Annotated in this window: 20 protein-coding genes; 17 read left to right on the top strand and 3 right to left on the bottom strand. The window is 69.0% G+C overall.

Going from position 1 to position 22484, the window contains the following annotated elements; genetic code table 11:
- Positions 1-20: 20 nt before the first annotated feature.
- Entirely contained in the window at positions 21-1109 is a 1089-nt protein-coding gene (locus tag AC07RM_RS06875) for a tartrate dehydrogenase (protein WP_495333935.1), read from the bottom strand.
- A 116-nt stretch (positions 1110-1225) separates the two neighbouring features.
- Here AC07RM_RS06875 and AC07RM_RS06870 point away from each other — a divergent pair, with 116 nt between their 5' ends.
- From AC07RM_RS06870 to AC07RM_RS06795, 16 genes are all read left to right on the top strand, one after another.
- Complete coding sequence (locus AC07RM_RS06870; RefSeq protein ID WP_495333933.1) at positions 1226-2173, top strand: LysR family transcriptional regulator; 948 nt, start codon at positions 1226-1228, stop codon at positions 2171-2173.
- A 229-nt stretch (positions 2174-2402) separates the two neighbouring features.
- The gene (locus tag AC07RM_RS06865; protein ID WP_495333931.1) at positions 2403-3374 is read left to right on the top strand and encodes a MurR/RpiR family transcriptional regulator; all 972 of its coding nucleotides are present in this window, start codon (positions 2403-2405) and stop codon (positions 3372-3374) included.
- The gene (locus AC07RM_RS06860) at positions 3371-4369 is read left to right on the top strand and encodes an isoaspartyl peptidase/L-asparaginase family protein (protein ID WP_495333929.1); all 999 of its coding nucleotides are present in this window, start codon (positions 3371-3373) and stop codon (positions 4367-4369) included. The genes AC07RM_RS06865 and AC07RM_RS06860 overlap by 4 nt, the downstream gene beginning before the upstream one ends.
- 26 nt (positions 4370-4395) lie before the next feature.
- The gene (locus AC07RM_RS06855) at positions 4396-6297 is read left to right on the top strand and encodes a dipeptide ABC transporter ATP-binding protein (RefSeq protein WP_495333927.1); all 1902 of its coding nucleotides are present in this window, start codon (positions 4396-4398) and stop codon (positions 6295-6297) included.
- 82 nt (positions 6298-6379) lie between these two features.
- Positions 6380-7933 carry a glutathione ABC transporter substrate-binding protein GsiB gene (gene gsiB, locus AC07RM_RS06850; RefSeq protein ID WP_057591101.1) on the top strand — a complete coding sequence of 518 codons (1554 nt, stop codon included), beginning with the start codon at positions 6380-6382 and terminating at the stop codon, positions 7931-7933.
- Positions 7934-8015: 82 nt separating this feature from the next.
- Complete coding sequence (gene gsiC, locus AC07RM_RS06845) at positions 8016-8936, top strand: glutathione ABC transporter permease GsiC (RefSeq protein ID WP_261205959.1); 921 nt, start codon at positions 8016-8018, stop codon at positions 8934-8936.
- 10 nt (positions 8937-8946) lie between these two features.
- On the top strand, positions 8947-9888 hold the full coding sequence (gsiD, locus tag AC07RM_RS06840) for a glutathione ABC transporter permease GsiD (protein WP_495333925.1): 942 nt from the start codon (positions 8947-8949) through the stop codon (positions 9886-9888).
- Positions 9885-10934, top strand: a complete 1050-nt coding sequence (locus AC07RM_RS06835) for a DmpA family aminopeptidase (RefSeq protein ID WP_495333923.1) — start codon at positions 9885-9887, stop codon at positions 10932-10934. The genes gsiD and AC07RM_RS06835 overlap by 4 nt, the downstream gene beginning before the upstream one ends.
- Positions 10935-10959: 25 nt before the next feature.
- Positions 10960-11778: a M55 family metallopeptidase gene (locus tag AC07RM_RS06830; RefSeq protein ID WP_495333921.1), complete on the top strand. Its 819-nt coding sequence runs from the start codon at positions 10960-10962 to the stop codon at positions 11776-11778.
- Between the two features lie 875 nt (positions 11779-12653).
- The gene (locus AC07RM_RS06825; RefSeq protein WP_495333919.1) at positions 12654-14432 is read left to right on the top strand and encodes a nitrite/sulfite reductase; all 1779 of its coding nucleotides are present in this window, start codon (positions 12654-12656) and stop codon (positions 14430-14432) included.
- Positions 14429-14824 (top strand): DUF934 domain-containing protein, encoded by a 396-nt coding sequence (locus AC07RM_RS06820; protein ID WP_057596678.1) that lies wholly within the window; start codon positions 14429-14431, stop codon positions 14822-14824. The genes AC07RM_RS06825 and AC07RM_RS06820 overlap by 4 nt, the downstream gene beginning before the upstream one ends.
- 27 nt (positions 14825-14851) lie before the next feature.
- On the top strand, positions 14852-15472 hold the full coding sequence (locus AC07RM_RS06815; RefSeq protein ID WP_495333917.1) for a phosphoadenosine phosphosulfate reductase domain-containing protein: 621 nt from the start codon (positions 14852-14854) through the stop codon (positions 15470-15472).
- A gap of 41 nt (positions 15473-15513) precedes the next feature.
- A complete protein-coding gene (gene cysD / locus AC07RM_RS06810) occupies positions 15514-16455 on the top strand; it encodes a sulfate adenylyltransferase subunit CysD (protein ID WP_203205795.1) in 942 nt (313 codons plus the stop codon).
- A gap of 106 nt (positions 16456-16561) precedes the next feature.
- Positions 16562-17890, top strand: a complete 1329-nt coding sequence (locus AC07RM_RS06805) for a sulfate adenylyltransferase subunit 1 (RefSeq protein WP_093341453.1) — start codon at positions 16562-16564, stop codon at positions 17888-17890.
- A 42-nt stretch (positions 17891-17932) separates the two neighbouring features.
- Positions 17933-18262 carry a ferredoxin FdxA gene (fdxA, locus tag AC07RM_RS06800; RefSeq protein WP_057596674.1) on the top strand — a complete coding sequence of 110 codons (330 nt, stop codon included), beginning with the start codon at positions 17933-17935 and terminating at the stop codon, positions 18260-18262.
- Complete coding sequence (locus AC07RM_RS06795; protein ID WP_495333914.1) at positions 18220-19290, top strand: NAD(P)/FAD-dependent oxidoreductase; 1071 nt, start codon at positions 18220-18222, stop codon at positions 19288-19290. Before fdxA ends, AC07RM_RS06795 begins: the two co-directional genes overlap by 43 nt.
- Positions 19291-19297: 7 nt before the next feature.
- Here the strand turns inward: AC07RM_RS06795 and AC07RM_RS06790 are convergent, their stop codons facing one another.
- Positions 19298-20602, bottom strand: a complete 1305-nt coding sequence (locus AC07RM_RS06790) for an aspartate aminotransferase family protein (protein ID WP_495333912.1) — start codon at positions 20600-20602, stop codon at positions 19298-19300.
- A 121-nt stretch (positions 20603-20723) separates the two neighbouring features.
- On the opposite strand from AC07RM_RS06790, the gene AC07RM_RS06785 reads away from it, so the two are divergent.
- Positions 20724-21473 carry a TetR/AcrR family transcriptional regulator gene (locus tag AC07RM_RS06785; protein WP_495333910.1) on the top strand — a complete coding sequence of 250 codons (750 nt, stop codon included), beginning with the start codon at positions 20724-20726 and terminating at the stop codon, positions 21471-21473.
- Here AC07RM_RS06785 and AC07RM_RS06780 read toward each other — a convergent pair.
- Positions 21460-22404 (bottom strand): LysR family transcriptional regulator, encoded by a 945-nt coding sequence (locus tag AC07RM_RS06780; protein WP_495333908.1) that lies wholly within the window; start codon positions 22402-22404, stop codon positions 21460-21462. The two genes, AC07RM_RS06785 and AC07RM_RS06780, sit on opposite strands and share 14 nt — an antisense overlap.
- Positions 22405-22484: the final 80 nt, after the last annotated feature.

Raw genomic sequence — 22484 nt, 5'->3', positions numbered from 1 at the left:
CGGCCCCGGGGGCGGAAAACTCAGGCGGCCTGGCGCTCGGGCAGCGGGGCCAGCAGCGCGCAGACGGCGCGGGTCACGTCGGCGGTGGTGGCGCTGCCGCCGAGGTCGCGCGTGTGCAGCGAGGTGTCGGCCGTGACCTGTTCGATGGCACGCATCAGGCGCGCGGCGGCCTCGGGCTCGCCGAGGTGCTCGAGCATCATCACCACTGACCAGAAGGTGCCGACCGGGTTGGCGAGGCCCTGGCCCATGATGTCGAAGGCCGAGCCGTGGATGGGCTCGAACATCGAGGGGAAGCGGCGCTCGGGATCGATGTTGCCGGTGGGCGCGATGCCGAGGCTGCCCGCGAGCGCGGCGGCCAGGTCGCTGAGGATGTCGGCATGCAGGTTGGTCGCGACGATGGTGTCGAGCGAGGCCGGCCGGTTGACCATGCGCGCGGTGGCGGCGTCGACCAGTTCCTTGTCCCAGCGCACCTCGGGGAACTCCCGGGCCACCTGCACGGCGATCTCGTCCCACATCACCATCGCATGGCGCTGGGCATTGCTCTTGGTGATCACGGTGAGCTGGCGGCGCGGCCGCGAGCGGGCCAGCGAGAAGGCGAAGCGCATGATGCGCTCGACGCCGGCGCGGGTCATCATCGAGACGTCGGTGGCCGCCTCGATCGCATGGCCCTGGTGCACGCGGCCGCCGACGCCGGCGTACTCGCCCTCGGAGTTCTCGCGCACGATGACCCAGTCGAGGTCGCCGGGGCCGCAGCGCTTGAGCGGGCCGTCGATGCCGGGCAGGATGCGCGTGGGCCGCACGTTGGCGTACTGGTCGAAGCCCTGGCAGATCTTCAGGCGCAGGCCCCACAGGGTGACGTGATCGGGAATGTGCGGATCGCCGGCCGAGCCGAACAGGATTGCGTCCTTGCCGCGCAGCGCGTCGAGGCCGTCGGCCGGCATCATCTCGCCGTGGGCGCGGAAGTAGTCGCCGCCCCAGCCGAAATCCTCGAACTCGAAGCTGAAGCGCTCGCTGCCGGTGGCCAACGCCTCGAGCACCTCGCGCCCGGCCGGCACCACCTCCTTGCCGATGCCGTCGCCGGGAATGGTTGCGATCCTGTAGGTCTTCATGGTGTAGCTGCGTCGCTGGAGTGTTGGAATGGTTCCGACTGTAGGAACTCGACGCGCGATCGGATCGCCCCTAAAGTCAATCCATCTTCAACTTCAAGTCAACAGCGAAAAACGCGATGGCCCACGAGATCCAACCCGCCGACCTCGGCTTCTTCTCGGCGCTCGCGCGCGCCGGCAGCCTCAGCGCGGCGGCGCGCGAACTCGGCATCACCACGGCCGCGGTGAGCAGGCATCTCGCGCAGATGGAGGCGCGGCTCGGCGTGAGCCTGGTCAACCGCACCACGCGGCGCATGGGCCTCACGCCCGAGGGCGAGCTCTACCTCGCGCAGGCGCGGCGCATCCTGGCCGACATCGAGAGCCTGGGCGAGCAGCTCGGGGTGTCGAAGGCGGTGCCGCAGGGCCTTCTGCGCGTCAACGCCACGCTGGGCTTCGGGCGCAGCCACGTGGCGCCGCTGATCTCGAAGTTCGTGCGCCGGCATCCCGAGGTCGAGGTGCAGCTGCAGCTGTCGGTGAACCCGCCGCCGCTGACCGAGGACTCGTTCGACGTCTGCGTGCGCTTCGGCGCGCCGCCCGAGTCGCGCGTGATCGCGCGGCGCATCGCGGCCAACCGGCGGCTGCTGTGCGCGGCGCCAGCCTACCTCGCGAAGCACGGCACGCCCAAGGTGCCGAACGACCTCACGCGCCACAACTGCATCGGCATCCGCCAGGGCGAGGAGGCCTACGGCCTGTGGCGGCTGTCGAGCGGGCGCGGCGCCAGCGCGAGCACGCAGGCCGTGAAGACGCGCGGCACACTGACCACCAACGACGGCGAGATCGCGGTCAACTGGGCGCTCGAGGGCCACGGCATCCTGATGCGCGCCGAATGGGACATCGCGCGCTACCTGCGCAGCGGGCGGCTGGTGCAGGTGCTGCGCCCCTTCCACACGCCCGATGCCGACATCTACGCGGTGTACCCGCAGCGCCACCAGCTCGCGGCGCGCGTGCGGGCCTTCGTCGACTTCCTCGCGCAATCGCTCGAGCAACAGGCTTCGGCGGCCTCCGCGGCCTCGAAGACCGCGTTCTGACACGACCCTAGGGAAATCCCCGAGGCCGTGCTCGCGGCCGTGCCCGCGCGCGCCCTCGCCCAGAGGGAAAAGCACCCGCGCGGCGCCCTCCCTTACCCGCCCCGATCTCCCCACGGCACTGGCCCGCAACTTGCAAACTCGGCCAAAAATGACAGAAAATTTTCTTAACTGACTTATATTTGTAAATCAGTTTTCAAATTTGCACCGTTCCGGCGCCCTTCCGAACCCCATGAGCACCAACGTCGACCCTCCAGGCACCACCGTGGCCCAGCGCATCGCGCAGGCCCTGCCGCGGCTGTCCCGCTCGCACCGGCAGGTGGCCGACTACGTGCTCGAGCATCCGCTGCAGGTGGCCACGCTGCCGATCGACGAGCTGGCGACGGCGGCCGGCGTGTCGGTCGCCACGGCCAACCGCTTCGCGCGCGCGCTCGACTTCGACGGCTACCCGGCCTTCCGGGCCGAGCTGGTGCGCGGCTTCGAGCCGCTGGTGGCGCCGGTCGAGCGGCTGCGCGGCAACCTCGAGCGGCCGACCACGGTGTCGGAGGTGTTCGCCGCGGCGCTCGAGGAGAGCCGCCGCAACATCGACGCCACGCGCCAGTCGCTCGACTACGCGGCCTGCGAGGCGGCAGTGGAGCGCATCGGCAAGGCGCGCTCGATCTACATCGGCGGCTTCGGCGCCAGCGCCTGGCTCGCGGGCCTGCTGCAGCACGGGCTGGACAGCAGCTGCAGCGACGTGCGCCTGCTCTCGGGCGTGAGCGGCGTGACCCATGCCGCGCGCACGCTGATGCATGCGGGACCGCAGGACGTGTTCATCGGCGTGACCTTCCCGCGCTACCTCACCGACACCATCGCGCTGGCGCAGATCGCGCGCGGCCAGGGCTGCGCTGTGCTCGCGCTGACCGACCGGCCGAGCTCGCCGCTGGCGCCGCTGGCCGACGTGGCGCTCTATTGCCAGACCGAGACCAGCTACCGCCCCAACTGCGAGACCAGCGTGCTCGCGCTGATCGAGGCGCTCACCAGCGCGGTGGCGCTGCGCGCGCCGGGCGCGGTGCAGTCGGCGGGCCGCATCCTGCAGGCGGTGCGGCCGTGGCTGCACGGGGGCAACGGGCCACGCACGAATGGCGCGACTGGCGCGAACGGCGCGAACCCGCAGGCCACGCCGCCCGCAGACAGCACCCCGAAGAAGAAGACCTCCCGATGAACAGCCCCACCCAGAACGACAACGCCTCCACCCCGCGCGTGCCCGTGATCGCCATCCATGGCGGCGCCGGCACCATCAGCGCGGGCAACACCACGCCCGAACAGGCGGCGGCCTACCACGAGGCGCTGCGCCACGTCGTGGCCACCGCCCAGGCCGCGCTGCTGCAGGGCGCCTCGGCGCTCGACGCCACCTGCCTCGCGGTCGAGCTGCTCGAGGACTGCCCGCTGTTCAACGCCGGCCACGGCGCGGTCTTCACGCACGACGAAACCCACGAGCTCGATGCCGCCGTGATGGACGGCGCCACGCTCGCCGCCGGCGCGGTCGCGGGCGTGTGCCATGTGCGCCGCCCGGTGCGCCTGGCGCGCGCGGTGCTCGAGGACGGCGCGCACGTGCTGCTCGCGGGCGCCGGGGCCGAGGCCTTCGCGCGCGAACGCGGGCTCGAGATGGTCGAGCCCTCGTACTTCTCGACCGAAGCGCGCCGCCAGCAGCTGCACCGCGTGCGCGACACCGGCCGCGTGGTGGTCGACCACGAGGGCGCGGCCATGGCTTCGCTCGCGCATGCCCCGCTCGACGAGGACCGCAAGTTCGGCACCGTCGGCGCGGTCGCGCTCGACATGCACGGCCACCTGGCCGCCGCCACCTCCACCGGCGGCATGACCAACAAGCGCGTGGGCCGCGTCGGCGATTCGCCGCTGATCGGCGCCGGCACCTATGCCGACGATGCCACCGCCGCGGTCTCGTGCACCGGCAGCGGCGAGATGTTCATCCGCATCGCCGCCGCGCACGACCTCTGCGCGCGCATGGCCTACGCCGGCGCCACGCTCGAAGCCTCCGCCTACACGGTGGTGATGAAGTCGCTCTCGGCCATCGGCGGCACCGGCGGCCTGATCGCCGTCGACCGCCACGGCAACCTCGCGCTGCCCTTCAACACCGAGGGCATGTACCGCGCCCATGCGCGCGGCCGCGAGACCCCGAAGACGGCGATCTTCGCCTGACGCCACCGCTTTCTTTCCCGACTGCCATGTCCGCTGCGACCTCCCTCCCCCCTCTGCCCAACCTGCCCCATCTCCCTGAGGGCCGAGTGCTCGCGGTCGACGACCTCAGCGTGCGCTTCACCACCTCGGAGCGCACGGTCGATGCCGTCAAGAAGCTGTCCTTCCACGTCGACCATGGCGAGACGCTCGCGGTGGTGGGCGAATCGGGCTCGGGCAAGTCCGTGACCTCGCTCGCGCTGATGCGCCTGGTGGAGCACGGCGGCGGCCGCATCCTCGAGGGCCGCATGGCGTTTCGCCGCCGCAACGGCGAGGTGCTCGACCTCGCGCAGGCGCGCGACCACACGATGCGCGGCATCCGCGGCGCCGACATCGCGATGATCTTCCAGGAGCCGATGACCTCGCTGAACCCGGTGTTCACCGCGGGCGACCAGATCGCCGAGGCCATCCGCATCCACCAGGGCAAGAGCAACGCGGCCGCGCGCGCCGAAGCGCTGCGCATGCTCGAGCTGGTGCGCATCCCCGAGGCGCGCAACGTGCTCGACCGCTTCCCGCACCAGCTCTCGGGCGGCATGCGCCAGCGCGTGATGATCGCGATGGCGCTGTCGTGCAAGCCGCAGTTGCTGATCGCCGACGAGCCGACCACCGCGCTCGACGTGACGATCCAGGCCCAGATCCTCCAGCTGATCCGCGAGCTGCAGCAGGAGATGCGCATGGGCGTGCTGTTCATCACCCACGACATGGGCGTGGTGGCCGAGATCGCCGACCGCGTGCTCGTGATGTACCGCGGCGACAAGGTCGAGGCAGGCCCGTCGGACACCGTGTTCGGCGCGCCGCAACACCCCTACACCCGTGCGCTGCTGTCGGCCGTGCCCAAGCTCGGCGCCATGCAGGGCACCGAGCTGCCGGCCAAGTTCGAACTGCTGCGCACCGAGACCGGCGCGCAGACCGTGCCCTGCACCCACGCCGAGCCGCACGACACGGTGCGCGCCGAGGCCGGGCCGATCCTGCGCGTGCGCGAGCTGGTCACGCGCTTCGACGTGCGCAGCGGCGTCTTCGGCCGCGTGAAGCGGCGCGTGCACGCGGTCGAGAAGATCAGCTTCGACCTCTACCCCGGCGAGACGCTGGCGCTGGTCGGCGAATCGGGCTGTGGCAAGTCGACCACCGGCCGCTCGCTGCTGCGCCTGGTCGAGAGCCAGAGCGGCGCGATCGAGTTCGGCGGCCAGAACATCCGCGAGCTGCCCACGCGCGAGCTGCAGGCACTGCGCCGCAACATCCAGTTCATCTTCCAGGATCCCTTCGCCTCGCTCGATCCGCGCGTGACGGTGGGCTTCTCGATCATGGAGCCGCTGCTGATCCACGGCATCGCCAAGGGCGCCGAGGCGCAGCAGCGCGTCGACTGGCTGCTGCAGAAGGTGGGCCTGCCGCCCGAGGCGGCGCAACGCTATCCGCACGAGTTCTCGGGCGGCCAGCGCCAGCGCATCGCGATCGCGCGCGCCCTGGCGCTGAACCCCAAGGTGGTGGTCGCCGACGAATCGGTGTCGGCGCTCGACGTCTCGATCCAGGCCCAGATCGTCAACCTGATGCTCGACCTGCAGCGCGAGCTCGGCGTGGCCTTCCTGTTCATCTCGCACGACATGGCGGTGGTGGAGCGCATCAGCCACCGCGTGGCCGTGATGTACCTCGGGCAGATCGTGGAGATCGGCCCGCGCCGCGCGGTGTTCGAGGCGCCGCAGCATGCCTACACGCGCAAGCTGATGGCCGCGGTGCCGGTGGCCGATCCCTCGCGCCGCCACAAGCAGCGCGCGCTGCTCGAGGGCGAGATCCCGAGCCCGATCCGCGCCGTGGGCGACGAGCCCGAGGTGCCGCCGCTGGTGCAGGTGGCGCCCGGCCATTTCGTGGCGCGGCATGCCATCGGCGGCGCCTTCTGAGTTCTTTCTTCGTTTTTCCGTCGCAGGGCCCCCTGCTTTTTTGTTCCTCCCTCTCTCTCACGAATCGACTGGAGTTCTTCCCATGAAGCCATCCTCTTCCTCCCTGCGATGGGCCTCTGCGCTGCTGGGCCTGGCCGCGCTCGCCGCCTCGGGCTCGGCCCTGGCCGCCAAAGACGTGGTGCTCGCCATCGGCTACCAGCCCGAGACGCTGGACCCGTACAACACCAACACCACCATCACCACGGCCGTGACCAAGACCTTCTACGAAGGCCTGTTCCAGTTCGACAAGGACCTGAAGGTGCAGAACGTGCTGGCCGAGGGCTACGAGGTCTCGAAGGACGGCCTGGTCTACACCATCAAGCTGCGCAGCGGCGTCAAGTTCCACGACGGCACCGACTTCAATGCCGAGGCCGTGAAGTTCACGCTCGAACGCGTGCTGAACCAGGACAACAAGCTGCTGCGCTACAACCAGTTCAACCGCGTGGGCAAGGTCGAGGCGCTGAACCCGACCACCGTGCGCATCACGCTCAAGGAGCCCTTCGGCCCCTTCATCAACTCGCTGGCCCATGCCTCGGCCGCGATGATCTCGCCGACTGCGCTCAAGAAGTGGGGCAACAAGGACATCGCCTTCCACCCCGTGGGCACCGGCCCCTTCGAGTTCGTCGAATGGAAGCAGACCGAGGCGGTCAAGGCCAAGAAGTTCGACGGCTACTGGAAGAAGGGTTTCCCGAAGGTCGACACCGTGCAGTGGAAGCCGGTGCTCGAGAACAACACGCGCGCCGCGATGATGCAGACCGGCGAGGCCGACTTCGCGTTCCCGATCCCCTACGAGCAGGCCGAGCTGCTGAAGAAGAGCGACAAGCTCGAGGTCGTGGCCTCGCCCTCGATCATCACGCGCTTCCTGGCCTTCAACATGCTGCAGAAGCCCTACGACAACCAGAAGGTGCGCGAGGCCATCGGCTACGCCATCAACAAGGAAGCGCTGGCCAAGGTGGCCTTCGGCGGCTATGCGATCCCCGCGCAGGGCGTGATGCCCCAGGGCGTGAAGTACGCCGAGAAGATGGCGCCCGTGCCCTACGACGTGAAGAAGGCCAAGGAACTGCTGGCCGAGGCCGGCTACCCGAACGGCTTCGAGTCGGTGCTGTGGAGCGCCTACAACAACACGACCAGCCAGAAGACCATCCAGTTCGTGCAGCAGCAGCTCGCGCAGGTCGGCATCAAGCTGCAGGTGCAGGCGCTCGAAGTGGGCCAGCGCACCGAGCAGGTCGATGCCTGGCCCGATCCCAAGACCGCCAAGGTTCGCCTGTACTACACCGGCTGGTCCTCGTCGACCGGCGAGGCCGACTGGGGCCTGCGGCCGCTGTTCGCCTCCGAGTCGTGGGCGCCGAAGCTCAACAACATGTCGTTCTACAAGAGCGAGGTGGTCGACAACGCGCTGGCCAAGGCGCTGGTGTCGGTGGACGAGGCCGAGAAGGCCGCGCTCTACAAGACCGCGCAGGAACAGATCCGCAAGGACCTGCCGCGCCTGCCGCTGGTGACGGAGCAGAACCTGTCGGCGCACTCGAAGCGCCTGACGGGCGTGTTCGTGATGCCCGACGCCAACATCAACATCGACGCGATGTCGGTGGCGAACTGATCGCGGGTCTCTCCGTTTCCTGACTGACCGCGCGATGGCCGGCGGCACCCCGCCGCCGGCCGTTCGCGGCCCCTGCTTCCCCATGCTGAACTACTTCCTCAAACGACTGTTGGGCCTGATCCCCACGCTGCTCATCGTGGCGGTGCTGGTGTTCCTGTTCGTCCACATGCTGCCCGGCGACCCGGCGCGCCTTGCCGCCGGCCAGGAGGCCGACGAGCAGACCGTGGCCATGGTCCGCGCGGAGCTCGGCCTCGACAAGCCGCTGCCGCAGCAGTTCGCGAACTTCTTCACCCACATGCTGCAGGGCGACTTCGGCACCTCGATCCGCACGCGGCGGCCGGTGTCGACCGAGATCGCCGAGCGCTTCTTCCCGACGGTGATGCTGACCGTCACCAGCATGGTGTGGGCCGTGATCTTCGGCATGGGCATCGGCATCGTCTCGGCCGTGTACCGCAACCAGTGGCCCGACCGCATCGGCATGACGCTGGCGGTCTCGGGCATCTCCTTTCCCGCCTTTGCATTGGGCATGCTGCTGATGCAGATCTTCTCGGTGCAGCTCGGCTGGCTGCCCACCGTGGGCGCGGCCACCTGGAAGCACTACATCCTGCCCTCGATCACGCTGGGCGCGGCCGTGGCGGCCGTGATGGCGCGCTTCACGCGTGCCTCGTTCGTCGAGGTGATCCAGGAGGACTTCGTGCGCACCGCGCGCGCCAAGGGCGTGCGCGAGCGCAGCGTGATCATCAAGCACTGCCTGCGCAATGCGCTGATCCCGGTGGTCACGATGATGGGCCTGCAGTTCGGCTTCCTGCTCGGCGGCTCGATCCTGGTCGAGGCGGTGTTCAACTGGCCCGGCCTCGGCCGCCTGCTGGTCGACGCGGTGCAGATGCGCGACTACCCGGTGATCCAGACGCTGGTGCTGCTGTTCTCGCTCGAGTTCATCCTGATCAATCTCGTGGTCGATGTGCTGTACGGCTTCATCAACCCGACCATCCGCTACAAGTGAGGCCGCCGCCATGACCCAAGCCACCGGCGTGCCTGCCGAATCCACCCTTCCCGCCGCCACGCCCGCTGCCACGCTCGTGACCGCGGTCCAGACCGCGGGCAAGGTCCGCACTCCCTGGGGCGAATGCTGGCGCCGCTTCAAGAAGCAGCCCGTGGGCATCGTCGCCGCCCTGTTCGTGCTGCTGCTGGTGTTCGTCGCCGTGTTCGCGCCGTGGATCGTGCCCTTCGATCCCGAGAACTACTTCGACTACGACATGCTCAACAGCGGGCCCTCGGCCACGCACTGGTTCGGCGTCGACCCGCTGGGCCGCGACATCTTCAGCCGCATCCTCGCGGGCGCGCGCATCTCGCTGATGGCGGGCTTCCTGTCGGTGCTGGTCGGCGGCTTCGTCGGCACCGCCTTCGGCCTGCTCGCGGGCTACTACGAAGGCTGGTGGGACCGCATCGTGATGCGCATCTCGGACGTGCTGTTCGCCTTCCCCGGCATCCTGCTGGCGCTGGGCGTGGTCGCGATCCTCGGCAGCAGCATGACCAACGTGGTGGTGGCGGTGTCGGTGTTCAGCGTGCCGGCCTTCGCGCGGCTGGTGCGCGGCAACACGCTGGTGCTCAAGCAGCAGACCTACATCGAGGCCGAGCGCAGCATCGGCGCCTCGGACTGGACCATCGTCGTGCGCCACATCCTGCCGGGCACGATCTCCTCGATCGTGGTGTATTTCTCCATGCGCGTGGGCACCTCGATCATCACCGCGGCCAGCCTGTCCTTCCTGGGCATGGGCGCGCAGCCACCCACGCCCGAATGGGGCGCGATGCTCAGCGAGGCGCGCGCCGACATGGTGACCTCGCCGCACGTGGCGCTGTTCCCCAGCCTCGCGATCTTCTTCACCGTGCTGGCCTTCAACCTGCTGGGCGACGCCCTGCGCGACGCGCTCGATCCGAAGATCGACCGCCAATGAGCGCGAACGCCCTGCCCCGCATCGGCGGCCTGCGCCCGGGTCCGCGCGACGCGATCAGCGACGTCGCGGGCGTGACCGTGGGCCACCGCACGCTCGCCGAGGGCCCGGTGCAGACCGGCGTGACCGTGATCCGCCCGCATGCCGGCGACCCGTTCCGCGACAAGGTGCCGGCGGCCGCCGTGGTGCTCAACGGCTTCGGCAAGAGCATCGGGCTCGTGCAGCTCGAGGAGCTCGGCGTGCTCGAGACGCCCATCGCGCTGACCAACACCTTCTCGGTCGGCACCGTGGCCGGCGCGCAGATCCGCGACTGCATCGCGAACAACCCCGAGACCGGGCGCTCGCTGCCGACGGTGAATCCGCTGGTGTTCGAGTGCAACGATGGTTTTCTCAACGACATCCAGCGGCTGGCCGTGGGCGAGGCGGACTACCTCCTGGCACTGGCCGATGCGGGCGTGGATTTCGCGCAGGGTTCGGTGGGCGCGGGACGCGGCATGTCGAGCTTCCAGCTCAAGGGCGGCATCGGCAGTGCCTCGCGGCTCGTGCCGGTGGGCGAGGCTTCGCACACGGTGGGCACGCTGGTGCTCGCGAACTATGGGCGGCAGCCCGAGCTGCGGCTGGCGGGGCACGCGGTGGGCGCCCGCCTTGCCGCGCTCGTGGCCGAACGGGCCGTGGCGCAGGAGCCCGAGAAGGGCTCGATCATCGTCGTGGTCGCGACCGATGCGCCGCTCGATGCGCGCCAGCTGCGCCGGCTCGCGCTGCGCGCGGGGGCCGGGCTGGCGCGCACCGGCTCGGTCTTCGGGCATGGCAGCGGCGACATCGTGCTGGCCTTCTCGACCGCCTACACCGTGCCCGACCGGGCCGAGCGTGCGATGCCGGCCGTGGCGATGCTGCACGAGACGCAGCTCGACGGGCTGTTCCAGGCGGCGGCCGATGGGACCGAGCAGGCGATCCTGCATGCGCTGTGGCGGGCCGAGTCGGTGACCGGGCGCGACGGCAATCACCGTGCCGCGTTGGGCGAGTTGCTGTCCCCTTCTCTCTTTCTTTGATTTTTCTCTTTTGCCGGGTGCCCTCATGAAAGTGCTGATCTCCACCGATATCGAAGGCGTTGCGGGGGTCTATCACCCCGAGCAGACGCGGCAAGGCAATCCCGAATACGAACGTGCGCGGCTGCTGATGGCACAGGAAGCCAATGCGGCGATCGCGGGGGCCTTCGATGCGGGGGCCGACGAGGTGCTGGTGAACGACTCGCACGGGGGGTTTCGCAACATGCCGCCCGATGTGCTCGATCCTCGGGCTCGCGTGGTGCAGGGGAAGCCGCGCTATCTGAGCATGGTGGCAGGCGTGGAAGAAGGCGTCGACGCTGTCTGCATGGTCGGCTACCACTCGCGGGCGCAAGGGCGCGGGATTCTGGCGCACACGATCAACAGCTTTGCTTTTGCGGGTGTATCTCTCGGTGGGCAGGAGCTGGGTGAGGCTGGGCTTTATGGGGCGTTGGCGGGGGAATATGGGGTGCCGGTGGTGATGGGCAGTGGGGACGATGTGTTCATTGCAGAGAACCGTGGCTTGTTTCCTCAGGCTGTGTTCGTGGAGACGAAGAAGGCTACGGGGAATACCAGTGGGGTTTCGTTGTCGCCCGAGAGGGCTCGTGAAGCGATTCGGGCGGGGGTTCAAGTCGCGCTGTCTTCACGAGCCAAGGTTCTTCCGCTGGTGTTCGAAGGGCCGCAGACTGTGACTTTGAGGGCGCAGACTGCGGCGCTGGCGGATCTGTTTTGCCAGTGGCCGGCGTTTGAGCGGGTCGATGGAGTAACCCTGCGTTTCTTGGCTCCTGACGTCGAGGCTGCTGTTCGGATGTTGAACTGCTGCTCGGCGATGTCTTCGATGTTGCGCTGAGATTTGATCTTTCTTTTCTCTGCTTAGGCCGTTGGCCGGGTCTCGCCCCGGCGGGCGACCTACTTTCTTTTGCTTCGCCAAAAGAAAGTAGGCAAAGAAAAGGCGACCCCACTGTCTGTGTCCCTCCGCTTCGCTACGGGCAACCTGCGGTGCTCGGGGAAAGCGGGGGTCCGCAGAACTCGCTCCGCTACGCTGCGCTCAGACAGCTGCGGCCCTAATCCCGCTTTCCCCTGCGCTCCTCGGCACAGCCAGAGGGGATCAGGGTCAACGCGCCATGGCGCGTCCTTGTGTGGGGAGTGCAAGTGCGAAGGCCCTGGGTCTTCTTCCACCGGGGCCGAGCGAAGCGACGGCGCGTTGGGTATCCGGGGCCGAGCGCAGCGATGGCCCGACCCACCCCCTCTGGCTGCGCCGAGGAGCGCAGCGTTTCGCGGATAAGGGCTCGCAGCTGTCTGAGCGCAGCGCAGCGAAGCGAGTTCTGCGAGACCCCGCGAAACGCGAGCACCGCAGGTTGCCCCGTAGCGAAGCGAAGGGGTCGCAGACAGTGGGTCGCCTTTTCTTTGGTTACTTTCTTTTGGCGAAGCAAAAGAAAGTGACTCGCCCGCCGGGGCGAGTCCCGGCCAACAGCCTAAAAACAGAACACAACCCCAACCCAAGCCCACCCCAAAGGCTTCCTAAAATCACCCCTCCCCCCGCACCCGCCCTTATCCAGAATAAGCATCCAACCGCCCGCAAACCCGCATGAACACTGGCGAATAAGCTTATCCGCATAAGGCGCGAACCAAAAAATAGTTTGGTTCCATATGGCACGCTTTCAGAATCCCGGCTTCTTGCTGGCGCGCTGGACGCACCGCACTTCAAGACAAGACTCACGCACGATGTACCAATACACAGACTTCGACCGCCAGTTCGTTCATCAACGAGCCGCCCAATTCCGCGACCAGCTCGAGCGCTGGCAAAAGGGCCGCCTCCACGAAGACGAGTTCCGTCCCCTGCGCCTGCAGAACGGCTGGTACGTGCAGCGCTACGCCCCGATGCTGCGCGTGGCCGTGCCCTACGGCGAACTCTCGAGCCGGCAGGTGCGCGTGCTCGCGAAGATCGCCCGCGAGTACGACGAGCCCGAGGCCGAGGTCTACAAGAAGGCCATCGAGACCCAGGGCCAGCTCGGCAGCCAGAAGCTGCCCACCCACTACGCCCACTTCTCGACCCGCCAGAACGTCCAGTTCAACTGGATCCCGCTCGCCAAGTCGGCCGACGTGATGGACCTGCTCGCCTCGGTCGACATGCACGGCATCCAGACCAGCGGCAACTGCATCCGCAACATCACGAGCGACGAACGCGCGGGCATCGCGATCGACGAGGTGGCCGATCCGCGCCCCTACGCCGAAATCATGCGCCAGTGGAGCACGCTGCATCCCGAGTTCGCGTTCCTGCCGCGCAAGTTCAAGATCGCGATCACCGGCGCCGACGAGGACCGCGCGGCCACGGGCTGGCACGACGTGGGCCTGAAGCTGGTGAAGAACGAGGCCGGCGAGATCGGCTTCCGCGTGCAGGTGGGCGGCGGCATGGGCCGCACGCCGATCGTGGGCACGGTGCTGCGCGAGTTCCTGCCGTGGCAGCAGATCATGAACTACCTCGAGGCCGTGATCCGGGTCTACAACCGCTACGGCCGCCGCGACAACATCTACAAGGCGCGCATCAAGATCCTGGTGAAGGCCGAAGGCCAGCGCTACATCGACGACGTCGATGCCGAGTACAAGCAGATCCTCGAGCACGACGGCGCGCCGCACACCATCACGCAGGAAGAGTTCGACCGCGTGGCCGCCTCCTTCGTGCCGCCGGAACTGGCCACCCGCGTGCTGCAGAGCGCCGAGAAGACCGACGCCGAGCTGCGCGCCCATGCCGCCGAGGACGTGCAGTTCGCACGCTGGCTCGCGCGCAACGTGGCACCGCACAAGAACCCGGCCCTGCGCGCGGTCACGCTGTCGTTCAAGCGCCTGAAGCAGGCGCCCGGCGATGCCTCGGCCGACCAGCTCGACACGCTCGCGCAACTGGCCGACCGCTTCTCGGCCGGCGAAGCCCGCGTGACGCACGACCAGAACGTGGTGCTGCCCTGGGTGCACGCCGAAGACCTGCATGCGCTGTGGCTCGCAGCCCGCGCGGCCGGCTTCGCGAGCGCCAACGTGCACCTGCTGACCGACATGATCGCCTGCCCTGGCGGCGACTTCTGCGCGCTGGCCAATGCGCGCTCGATCCCGATCGCCGAGGCGATCACCGAGCGCTACCAGGACCTCGACGAGCTCGACGACATCGGCGAGATCGACCTGCACATCAGCGGCTGCATCAACTCCTGCGGTCACCACCACAGCGGCCACATCGGCATCCTGGGCGTCGACAAGGACGGCAAGGAGTGGTACCAGGTCACGCTCGGCGGCTCCGACGGCTCGGCCCTCAGCGGCACGCCGCAGGCCGGCAAGGTGGTCGGCCCCTCGTTCTCGGCGGCCGAAGTGCCCGGCGTGATCGAGGCCGTGCTCACGACCTACCGCGACACGCGCGAGAACGGCGAGAACTTCATCGACACGCTGCGCCGCGTGGGACCCGACCCGTTCAAGGCCGCGGCCAACGGTGCGCGTTTCAAGGTGGAGGAAGCAGCATGAACAAGACCCTGAACATTCTGGCCGCCGAAGAACACGTCGACGACGGCGACCCGAAGGTGCTGCAACTGGCGAACGACGCCGATCCGCTCGCGATCGAGGTCTGCCTGTCGGACATCGAACGCATCGACCTGCACTTCCCGAAGTTCACCGACGGCCGCGCCTACAGCCAGGCCTTCCTGCTGCGCCGCCGCCTGGGCTTCAAGGGCGACATCCGCGCCACCGGCGACGTGCTGATCGACCAGCTGGTGCAGATGGAACGCACCGGCTTCTCGAGCGCCGTGCTCAAGGAAGGCGTGGACGCCTCCGACGCGCAGCGCCAGTTCGACCGCTTCTCGGCCTTCTACCAGGGCGACGCGGTACAGACCGCGCCGCACTTCGCGGCCGGCAACTGAGCTCCCACAGCAACGCTTGATTCATCCATGAGCATCGACCTCGCACGCATCAACACCGAACTCGGCCGCAACGCCGAAGGCCTGGTGGACTGGGCCATCGGCCTGGGCCAGAACGCGATCGTCACCACCAATTTCCGGCCCTTCGAGGCCGTGATCCTGCACATGGTGACGCGCGCCAAGCGCGACGTGCCGGTGATCTGGATGGACAACGGCTACAACACCGAGGCCACCTACCGCTTCGCCGACGATGTGACCAGGCAGCTGGGCCTGGACCTGCACATCTACCTGCCGCGCCGCTCGCGCGCGCACCGCGAGGCCGTCGACGGCCCGACGCCGGCGCTCGACGATCCGCGCCACGCCGCCTTCACCGAGGAGGTGAAGCTCGAGCCCTTTGCGCGTGCCCTGCGCGAGACGGCGCCCAAGGTCTGGTTCACCGCGCTGCGCGCCACCGACACGGCCGTGCGCGCGCAGATGGAGCCGGTCAGCATCAACCCCGACGGCCTGATCAAGGTCGCGCCGCTGCTGCACTGGTCGTCCAAGGACCTCTACACCTACTGCGAGGCGCACGGCCTGCCGAACAACTTCGACTACGTGGACCCGACCAAGGGCGAGGACAACCGCGAATGCGGCCTGCACCTCTCGCATTGAACGCACGCTCCACCGACTCCGAATCTCCAGCGCCCCACCCGATGAACGCCCGTACCGAATCCGATCTGCTGCTGCCGCCGGCGCACCTGTCCAACACGCACCTCGATGCGCTGGAGGAAGAGACCATCTTCATCCTGCGCGAAGTGGCCGCGGCCTTCGAGCGCCCCGCGCTGCTGTTCTCGGGCGGCAAGGACTCGCTGGTGCTGCTGAAGTGCGCCGAGAAGGCTTTCGGCGTCGGCCGCCTGCCCTATCCGCTGCTGATGATCGACACCGGCCACAACTTCCCCGAAGTGACCGACTACCGCGACCAGCGCGCCAAGGAACTCGGCGCCGAGCTGATCGTGCGCAGCGTCGAGGACTCGATGAAGCGCGGTACGGTGCGCCTCGCGCACCCGGGCGAATCGCGCAACGCGCACCAGTCGGTGACGCTGCTCGAGGCGATCGAGGAATTCCGCTTCGACGCGCTGATCGGCGGCGCGCGCCGCGACGAAGAGAAGGCCCGCGCCAAGGAGCGCATCTTCTCGCACCGCGACAGCTTCGGCCAATGGCAGCCCAAGGACCAGCGCCCCGAGCTCTGGACCCTGTTCAACACCCGCCTGGCACCGGGCGAGCACTTCCGCGTGTTCCCGATCTCGAACTGGACCGAACTCGACGTCTGGCAGTACATCGAGCGCGAGCACGTCGGCCTGCCCTCGATCTACTACACGCACAAGCGCGAGGTGGTCGAGCGCCGCGGCCTGCTGGTACCGGTGACCGAACTGACCCCGCCGCGCGACGGCGAAACCGTGCAGGTGCGCGACGTGCGCTTCCGCACCGTGGGCGACATCACGACCACCTGCCCGGTCGAGAGCCTCGCGGCCGACGCGGGCGACGTGGTGCTCGAGACGCTGTCGGTCGATGTCAGCGAACGCGGCGCCACCCGGATGGACGACATGACGTCCGAAGCTTCGATGGAAAAACGCAAGAAAGACGGTTATTTCTGACCCACCCCCGTCCCTCGCTCACTTCGTGTAGCTCGACTCCCCCCTCAAGGGGGCGACACCAGCGGCCCGGCAAAGCCGGTTCCGCGGTGTCTCCCGAAAGAAACCCATGACCGCCACCACGCTTCAACCCGAAATCACAGCCGACACCGGCACCGCGCTGCGCTTCATCACCTGCGGCTCGGTCGACGACGGCAAGAGCACGCTGATCGGCCGCCTGCTGGTCGACAGCAAGACCGTGCTGCAGGACCAGCTCGCTGGCGTGCAGCGCGGCGGCGAGACCGACCTCGCGCTGCTGACCGACGGCCTGTCGGCCGAGCGCGAGCAAGGCATCACGATCGACGTGGCCTACCGCTACTTCTCGACCGCCAAGCGCAAGTTCATCATCGGCGACGCGCCGGGCCACGAGCAGTACACGCGCAACATGGTGACGGCCGCCTCGGCCGCCGACGCCGCCGTGGTGCTGGTCGATGCCACCAAGCTGGCCTGGGCCGCCGAGGTGGAGGACGGCACGGTCGTCAAGCGCGAGCTGCTGCCGCAGACGCGCCGCCACACGCTGCTGACGCACCTGCTGCGCGTGCAGTCGATCGTGTTCGCAGTCAACAAGCTCGACGCCATCGCCGATGCCGGCCTGGCCTTCGAACGCATCTCGGCCGCGCTCAACGCCTTCGCCGAAGCCGCGGGCGTGCAGGTGGCCGCGATCGTGCCGATCTCGGCGCTCAAGGGCTGGAACGTGGCCACCCGCCATGCCGACTGGGTCGGCTACGAGGGCCCGAGCCTGCTCGAACTGCTCGAACAGCTGCCGGTGACGGCGCAGGACGAATCGGTGCCCTTCGCCTTTCCGGTGCAGTGGGTCGAGAAGTTCTCGTCCTCGGCCGATACCTCGCAGGGCCGCCGCGTGTTCTGGGGCCGCGTGGCCTCGGGCCATGTCGAGCCGGGCCAGCGCGTGACCGTGCTGCCGAGCAACCAGACCGCCACCGTGGCCCAGGTGCTGAGCCACGCGCGCCAGCCGAAGACCGTGCATGCGGGCCACAGCGCCGGCATCGTGCTCGACCGCGAGGTCGACGTGTCGCGCGGCGACTGGCTGCTGGCACCCGAGGCCTTCGAGCCGGTGCGCGAGATCACCGCCACCGTGGCCTGGCTCGACGACGAGCCGCTGGTCGCGGGCCGCGTCTACTGGGCGCTGCAGGGGCATCGCTGGGTCAAGGCCAAGGTCGCGCGCATCGTCGACCGGGTCAACATCACGACGCTCGAATCCGAGCCCGCGACCCAGCTCGAGGCCAATGCCATCGGCGACGTGGTGCTCGCGCTGCAGCAGCCGCTGGCGGTGCTGCCGTTCACGCGCTCGCGCACGCTGGGCTCGCTGGTGCTGGTCGATACGGCCTCGCATCGCACCTCGGCGGCCGTGCTCGTGCAGCCGAGCGCCGCAAAGGCCTAAAATCAAGGGTTTTTCCCGACCACAGACCGCATACAACGCCAAATGACCCACGTCGTCTCCGAAGCCTGCATCCGTTGCAAATACACCGACTGCGTGGACGTTTGCCCCGTCGACTGCTTCCGCGAAGGTCCCAACATGCTGGTGATCGACCCGGACGAATGCATCGACTGCGCGGTCTGCATCCCCGAGTGCCCGGCCAACGCCATCTTCGCCGAGGAAGACCTGCCGGCCGACCAGATCGCCTTCATCAAGCTCAATGCCGAGCTGGCCCAGGCCGACGGCTGGAAGAGCATCACCAAACGCAAGCCCGCCCTGCCCGACGCCGACGAGTGGAAGGACAAGACGGGCAAGATCTCGGAGCTGGTGCGCTGAGCCAGTCCCCCGCCCCCATCGAGACCGACGCCCTGATCATCGGCGCCGGCCCGGTGGGGCTGTTCCAGGCCTTCCAGCTCGGCCTGCTCGAGATCTCCTGCCACATCGTCGATGCACTGCCCGCCGCGGGCGGCCAGTGCGTGGCGCTGTACGGCCACAAGCCGATCTACGACATTCCCGGCACCCCGGTGACCAGCGGGCGCGAGCTCGCGCAGTCGCTGCTGGCGCAGGTGGCGCCGTTCAAGCCGGTCTTCCATTTCGGCGAGCAGGTCGCCACGCTCGAACGCCAGGCCGACCAGCGGCTGCTGCTGGGCACCTCGGCCGGCCGCCGCTTCCTCGCGAAGACGGTGTTCATCGCGGCCGGCGTCGGCGCCTTCGTGCCCAAGCGCATCGCGCTCGAGGACATCGGCCGCTTCGAGGGCCAATCGCTGTTCTATCACCCCGACTCGCTCGACCGCTTCGCGGGCCAGGCCGTGGTGGTCAATGGCGGCGATGACACGGCGCTCGAAACCGCGATCGCGCTGACCGCCATCGCCAGACAGGTCACGCTGGTGCACCGGCGCGACGGCTTCCAGGCCGACGAGGCCACGGTGGCCGCGATGCGCGCGCTGGTGGCCGAGGGCCGGCTGGGCTTCCAGGTCGGCCAGCCCAGCGGCTTCGACGGCCAGACGCTGCGCATCGCCACGCCCGATGCCAGCACGGTCGAGCTGCCGCTCGATGCGCTGGTCGCCTGCCTGGGCATCTCGCCGCGCCTCGGGCCGATCGCCGACTGGGGCTTCGAGCTCGAGCGCAAGCAGGTGCCGGTCGACACCGAGAAGTACCAGACGCGCGAAGCGGGCGTGTTCGCGGTCGGCGACATCAACACCTACCCGGGCAAGAAGAAGCTGATCGTCTGCGGCTTCCACGAGGCCACGCTGGCCGCCTGGGGCGCCGCCGCCCTGGTGTTCCCGGGCAAGGCGATCCCGCTGCAGTACACGACCACCAGCACCCGGCTGCACGAGCTGCTGGGCGTGGCCGGCAAGGCCTGAGCCGCGTTCAGCCCAGCGCGGGCAGCAGCGCGCGGTACTCGGCGATGAAGCCGCTGATGGCGGCCACGTAGCGCTCGATGTCGGCGTCGCCGAGCGGCAGCGACAGCACCACGAAGCCGCGCGGCGAGGTGTAGATGCCCGCGTTCAGCAGGTGGAAGAACAGCAGCTGACGCAGGCGCCCATCGACCGCCGCGAGGTCGGCCACGCGCCGCACCTCGCCCTGCAAAAAATGCGCGTTCATCAGCGAGCCCACGCCCGTGAACTGCAGCGCCACGCCCTCCTTCGCGCCCAGCGCGTTGAGCCGCGCGCGCATCGCCTCGCCGCGCTCGGCCAGCGCGCCGGCCGCCTCGGGCGTGAACAGCCGCGTGAGGCCCGCCTGGCCGGCCGCCATGGTCATCACGTTGTTGTTGAAGGTGCCCGAGTGCGCGAGCGCGCCGGTGCGCGGGTCGAACTGCGCCATCACGTCGGCGCGGCCGCCGAAGGCGCCGAAGGACATGCCGCCGCCGATGTACTTGCCCAGGGTCGTGAGGTCGGCGCGGATGCCCAGCTGGTTGGCCAGCCCGCGCGGGCCCAGCCGCGAGGTCATGACCTCGTCGAAGATCAGCAGCGCGCCGGCCGCCGTGGCCGCCTCGCGCAGCGCCCGCAGGAAATCGGCCTGCCCCGGGATGCAGCCGGCCGCGCCCTGCATCGGCTCGACCAGCACGGCCGCGATCTGCGAGGCCTGCTCGGCGATGCGCGCGCGGGCCGTTTCGGCGTCGTTGTAGGGCAGCACGAGGAAGTCGAAGGGCACGGTGGTGGGCAAGGGCTGGTCGCCGAAGCCCAGCACGCCGCCGTGATACCCGCCCGAGAACACCACGATGCGGCGCCGCCCCGTGAAGTGCAGCGCGGCCGTGAGCGCCATCAGGTTGGCCTCGGTGCCCGAGTTGGTGAAGCGCAGTCGCTCGACCTGCGGGAAGCGCTCGCGGATGGTCCGCGCCAGCCGGCCCTCGAGCAGGTTGTGTCCCGTGAGGTTGACGCCGCCCTGCATCGCCTCGATCACGGCCTCGCGGATCTCGGGCGCCGAGTGGCCGTAGACGCCGGCCGTGTACTCGGCGATGAAGTCGGCATAGCGGTGGCCGTCGGCGTCCCACAGCGCGGCCCCTTCGCCGCGCGCGATGGTCAGCGGGAACGGCGCGTAGAACAGCACCGAGCGCGTGTTGCCGCCGGGCATGGACTCGGCGTTGGCCTCGAACTGGCGCCGGCTGGCGGGGTTGGCCTCGGTGAAGCGGCGGTGCGCCTCGGCCAGGGCGTGGTCGATGGGGGCAAGGGTCATGGCGGCTCCTGGAAGGGGTTGGACGGCTGGAATTGGCGCTTGGCTCAGCGTTAATTGTTCGATGCTCAATTTTTTGATGTTTATACAATCAATTCACTGACCGAACAATGGCACCCACCCGATGACCACCGCGCGCAAGAAAGCCGATCCCCCGCCCCGTACCGCCGGCCGACCCGCGGGCGGCGCCGCGCTGACCAGGGGCCGGATCGCCGAGGTCGCGCTGGCGCTGATCGACGAGGCCGGCCTCGGCGCCTTCAGCCTGCGCGAGGTGGCGGCACGGCTCGGCGTCTACCCGGCCACGGTGCACTGGCACGTGAGCTCGCGCGAGGCGCTGCTGGCCGAGGTCGCGGCCACGGTCATGGCCGACGTGGCGCCGCCCGCCGATGCCGTGCAGCCGGGCTGGCAGGCCTGGATCGCCGAGCTGTTCCGCCGCTGCCGCGCGGCCGTGCGGCGCCATCCCAACGTTGCGCAGCTGCTGGGCGCGCAGCTGGTGTCCAACGGCAGCCTGCCGACCGCGCTGGTCGAGGGCGTGCTGACGGCGCTGACCGAGGCCGGCTTCGAGGGCGAGCCGCTGCGCGAGGCCTACAACTGCACGATCGCGGCGATGCTGGGCTTCCTCACGATGGAGTTCTCGCCGCTGCCTTCGGACAACACGCAGACCTGGGCGGAAGAGTTGCGCGAACGCGTCCACACCATCCGCCCGCTCGACCACCCGGTGCTCTCGCGCAACCTGCCGCTGCTGGCCAACCGCGCCTTCATCGTGCGCTGGGACAACGGCAGCACGGTGCCGCTGGACAGCAGCTTCGAGCGCCACGTCCAGATGACCATCGACGGCCTCGAGGCCTTCGCGCGGCGCGTCAGGCCGACGTAGGCATGGGCATCGGCACGGCATCGGCGTCGCGCCCGATGCGCAGCAGCGCGTCCTTGAGCCACAGCACGCCAGCGTCGGAATTCGAGCGCCGGTTCCAGCACACGACCGAGCGGTAGCCCTGCAGCTCGAAAGGCAGCGGATGCACCGCGAGCAGCGCGTCGAAGCGCGCGGCCACGCGCAGCGGCATCACGGCCACGTGGTCGGTCTGCGCCAGCAGGTCGACGATCTGGCCGAAGCTGGTCATGGCCACGCTCATGCTGCGCTGGCGGCCCTGGCGCGCGAGCACCTGGTCGATCAGGTCGTCGAGCGCCGAGCTGCCGTAGCCCAGGAACACGTGCGGCGCGGCGCAGAAGTCGTCGAGCGAGGCGGCCTCGCCCATGGTCGGATGGCCGCGGCGCACCGCGACCACGTAGCGGTCCTCGTAGAGCAGCGCCGACTCGCAGTCGCTCGGCGGCTGCAGCCGCGGCAGCACGGCGACGTCGAAATCGCCCTTGCGCAGCCGCTCGGTCAGCGTGAGGAAGGAACTGGTCTCCCAGTACAGCCGCACGCGCGAGCCGCAGGCCACGAGCTCGTTGGCCAGCCGCGGCAGCAGCAGGTGGCTCGCGTAGTCGCCGCCCGAGATGCGGAAGATGCGCTGCGAATGCTCGGGCTGGAAACGGTCGTCGGGCTCGAGCATGGCCGACAGGTCGGCCAGCACGCGCTCGACCTGGCCCGCCAGTGCCGTGGCGCGCGCGGTGGGCTGCACGCCGTGCGCGGTGCGCGTGAACAGCGGGTCGTCGAAGGTCTCGCGCAGCCTGTTGAGCGAGGCGCTCACCGCGGGCTGGCTCAGGAACAGGCGCGTCGCCGCGCGCGACACGCTGCGCTCGCGCATCAGCGCATCGAAGGTCCGCAGCATGCCGACGTCGAGGCTGCGGATATCACGTCGGGCCATATCTCATATCCAAAGCTTCGAATTGCCCGGGGCACGGGCGGTACTTATCGTCGGGTCCACAAGTACAGCACGACCTGGAG

The sequence above is a fragment of the Variovorax sp. GW821-FHT09B05 genome, from assembly GCF_059418265.1.
This window is presented reverse-complemented; position numbering and strand designations above follow the sequence as displayed.

Bases quoted from the DNA above. Each gene is read 5' to 3' on its own strand.
- AC07RM_RS06875 (WP_495333935.1), bottom strand. From the start codon at position 1,109: ATGAAGACCTACAGGATCGCAACCATTCCCGGCGACGGCATCGGCAAG.
- AC07RM_RS06870 (WP_495333933.1), top strand. From the start codon at position 1,226: ATGGCCCACGAGATCCAACCCGCCGACCTCGGCTTCTTCTCGGCGCTC.
- AC07RM_RS06865 (WP_495333931.1), top strand. From the start codon at position 2,403: ATGAGCACCAACGTCGACCCTCCAGGCACCACCGTGGCCCAGCGCATC.
- AC07RM_RS06860 (WP_495333929.1), top strand. From the start codon at position 3,371: ATGAACAGCCCCACCCAGAACGACAACGCCTCCACCCCGCGCGTGCCC.
- AC07RM_RS06855 (WP_495333927.1), top strand. From the start codon at position 4,396: ATGTCCGCTGCGACCTCCCTCCCCCCTCTGCCCAACCTGCCCCATCTC.
- gsiB (WP_057591101.1), top strand. From the start codon at position 6,380: ATGAAGCCATCCTCTTCCTCCCTGCGATGGGCCTCTGCGCTGCTGGGC.
- gsiC (WP_261205959.1), top strand. From the start codon at position 8,016: ATGCTGAACTACTTCCTCAAACGACTGTTGGGCCTGATCCCCACGCTG.
- gsiD (WP_495333925.1), top strand. From the start codon at position 8,947: ATGACCCAAGCCACCGGCGTGCCTGCCGAATCCACCCTTCCCGCCGCC.
- AC07RM_RS06835 (WP_495333923.1), top strand. From the start codon at position 9,885: ATGAGCGCGAACGCCCTGCCCCGCATCGGCGGCCTGCGCCCGGGTCCG.
- AC07RM_RS06830 (WP_495333921.1), top strand. From the start codon at position 10,960: ATGAAAGTGCTGATCTCCACCGATATCGAAGGCGTTGCGGGGGTCTAT.
- AC07RM_RS06825 (WP_495333919.1), top strand. From the start codon at position 12,654: ATGTACCAATACACAGACTTCGACCGCCAGTTCGTTCATCAACGAGCC.
- AC07RM_RS06820 (WP_057596678.1), top strand. From the start codon at position 14,429: ATGAACAAGACCCTGAACATTCTGGCCGCCGAAGAACACGTCGACGAC.
- AC07RM_RS06815 (WP_495333917.1), top strand. From the start codon at position 14,852: ATGAGCATCGACCTCGCACGCATCAACACCGAACTCGGCCGCAACGCC.
- cysD (WP_203205795.1), top strand. From the start codon at position 15,514: ATGAACGCCCGTACCGAATCCGATCTGCTGCTGCCGCCGGCGCACCTG.
- AC07RM_RS06805 (WP_093341453.1), top strand. From the start codon at position 16,562: ATGACCGCCACCACGCTTCAACCCGAAATCACAGCCGACACCGGCACC.
- fdxA (WP_057596674.1), top strand. From the start codon at position 17,933: ATGACCCACGTCGTCTCCGAAGCCTGCATCCGTTGCAAATACACCGAC.
- AC07RM_RS06790 (WP_495333912.1), bottom strand. From the start codon at position 20,602: ATGACCCTTGCCCCCATCGACCACGCCCTGGCCGAGGCGCACCGCCGC.
- AC07RM_RS06785 (WP_495333910.1), top strand. From the start codon at position 20,724: ATGACCACCGCGCGCAAGAAAGCCGATCCCCCGCCCCGTACCGCCGGC.
- AC07RM_RS06780 (WP_495333908.1), bottom strand. From the start codon at position 22,404: ATGGCCCGACGTGATATCCGCAGCCTCGACGTCGGCATGCTGCGGACC.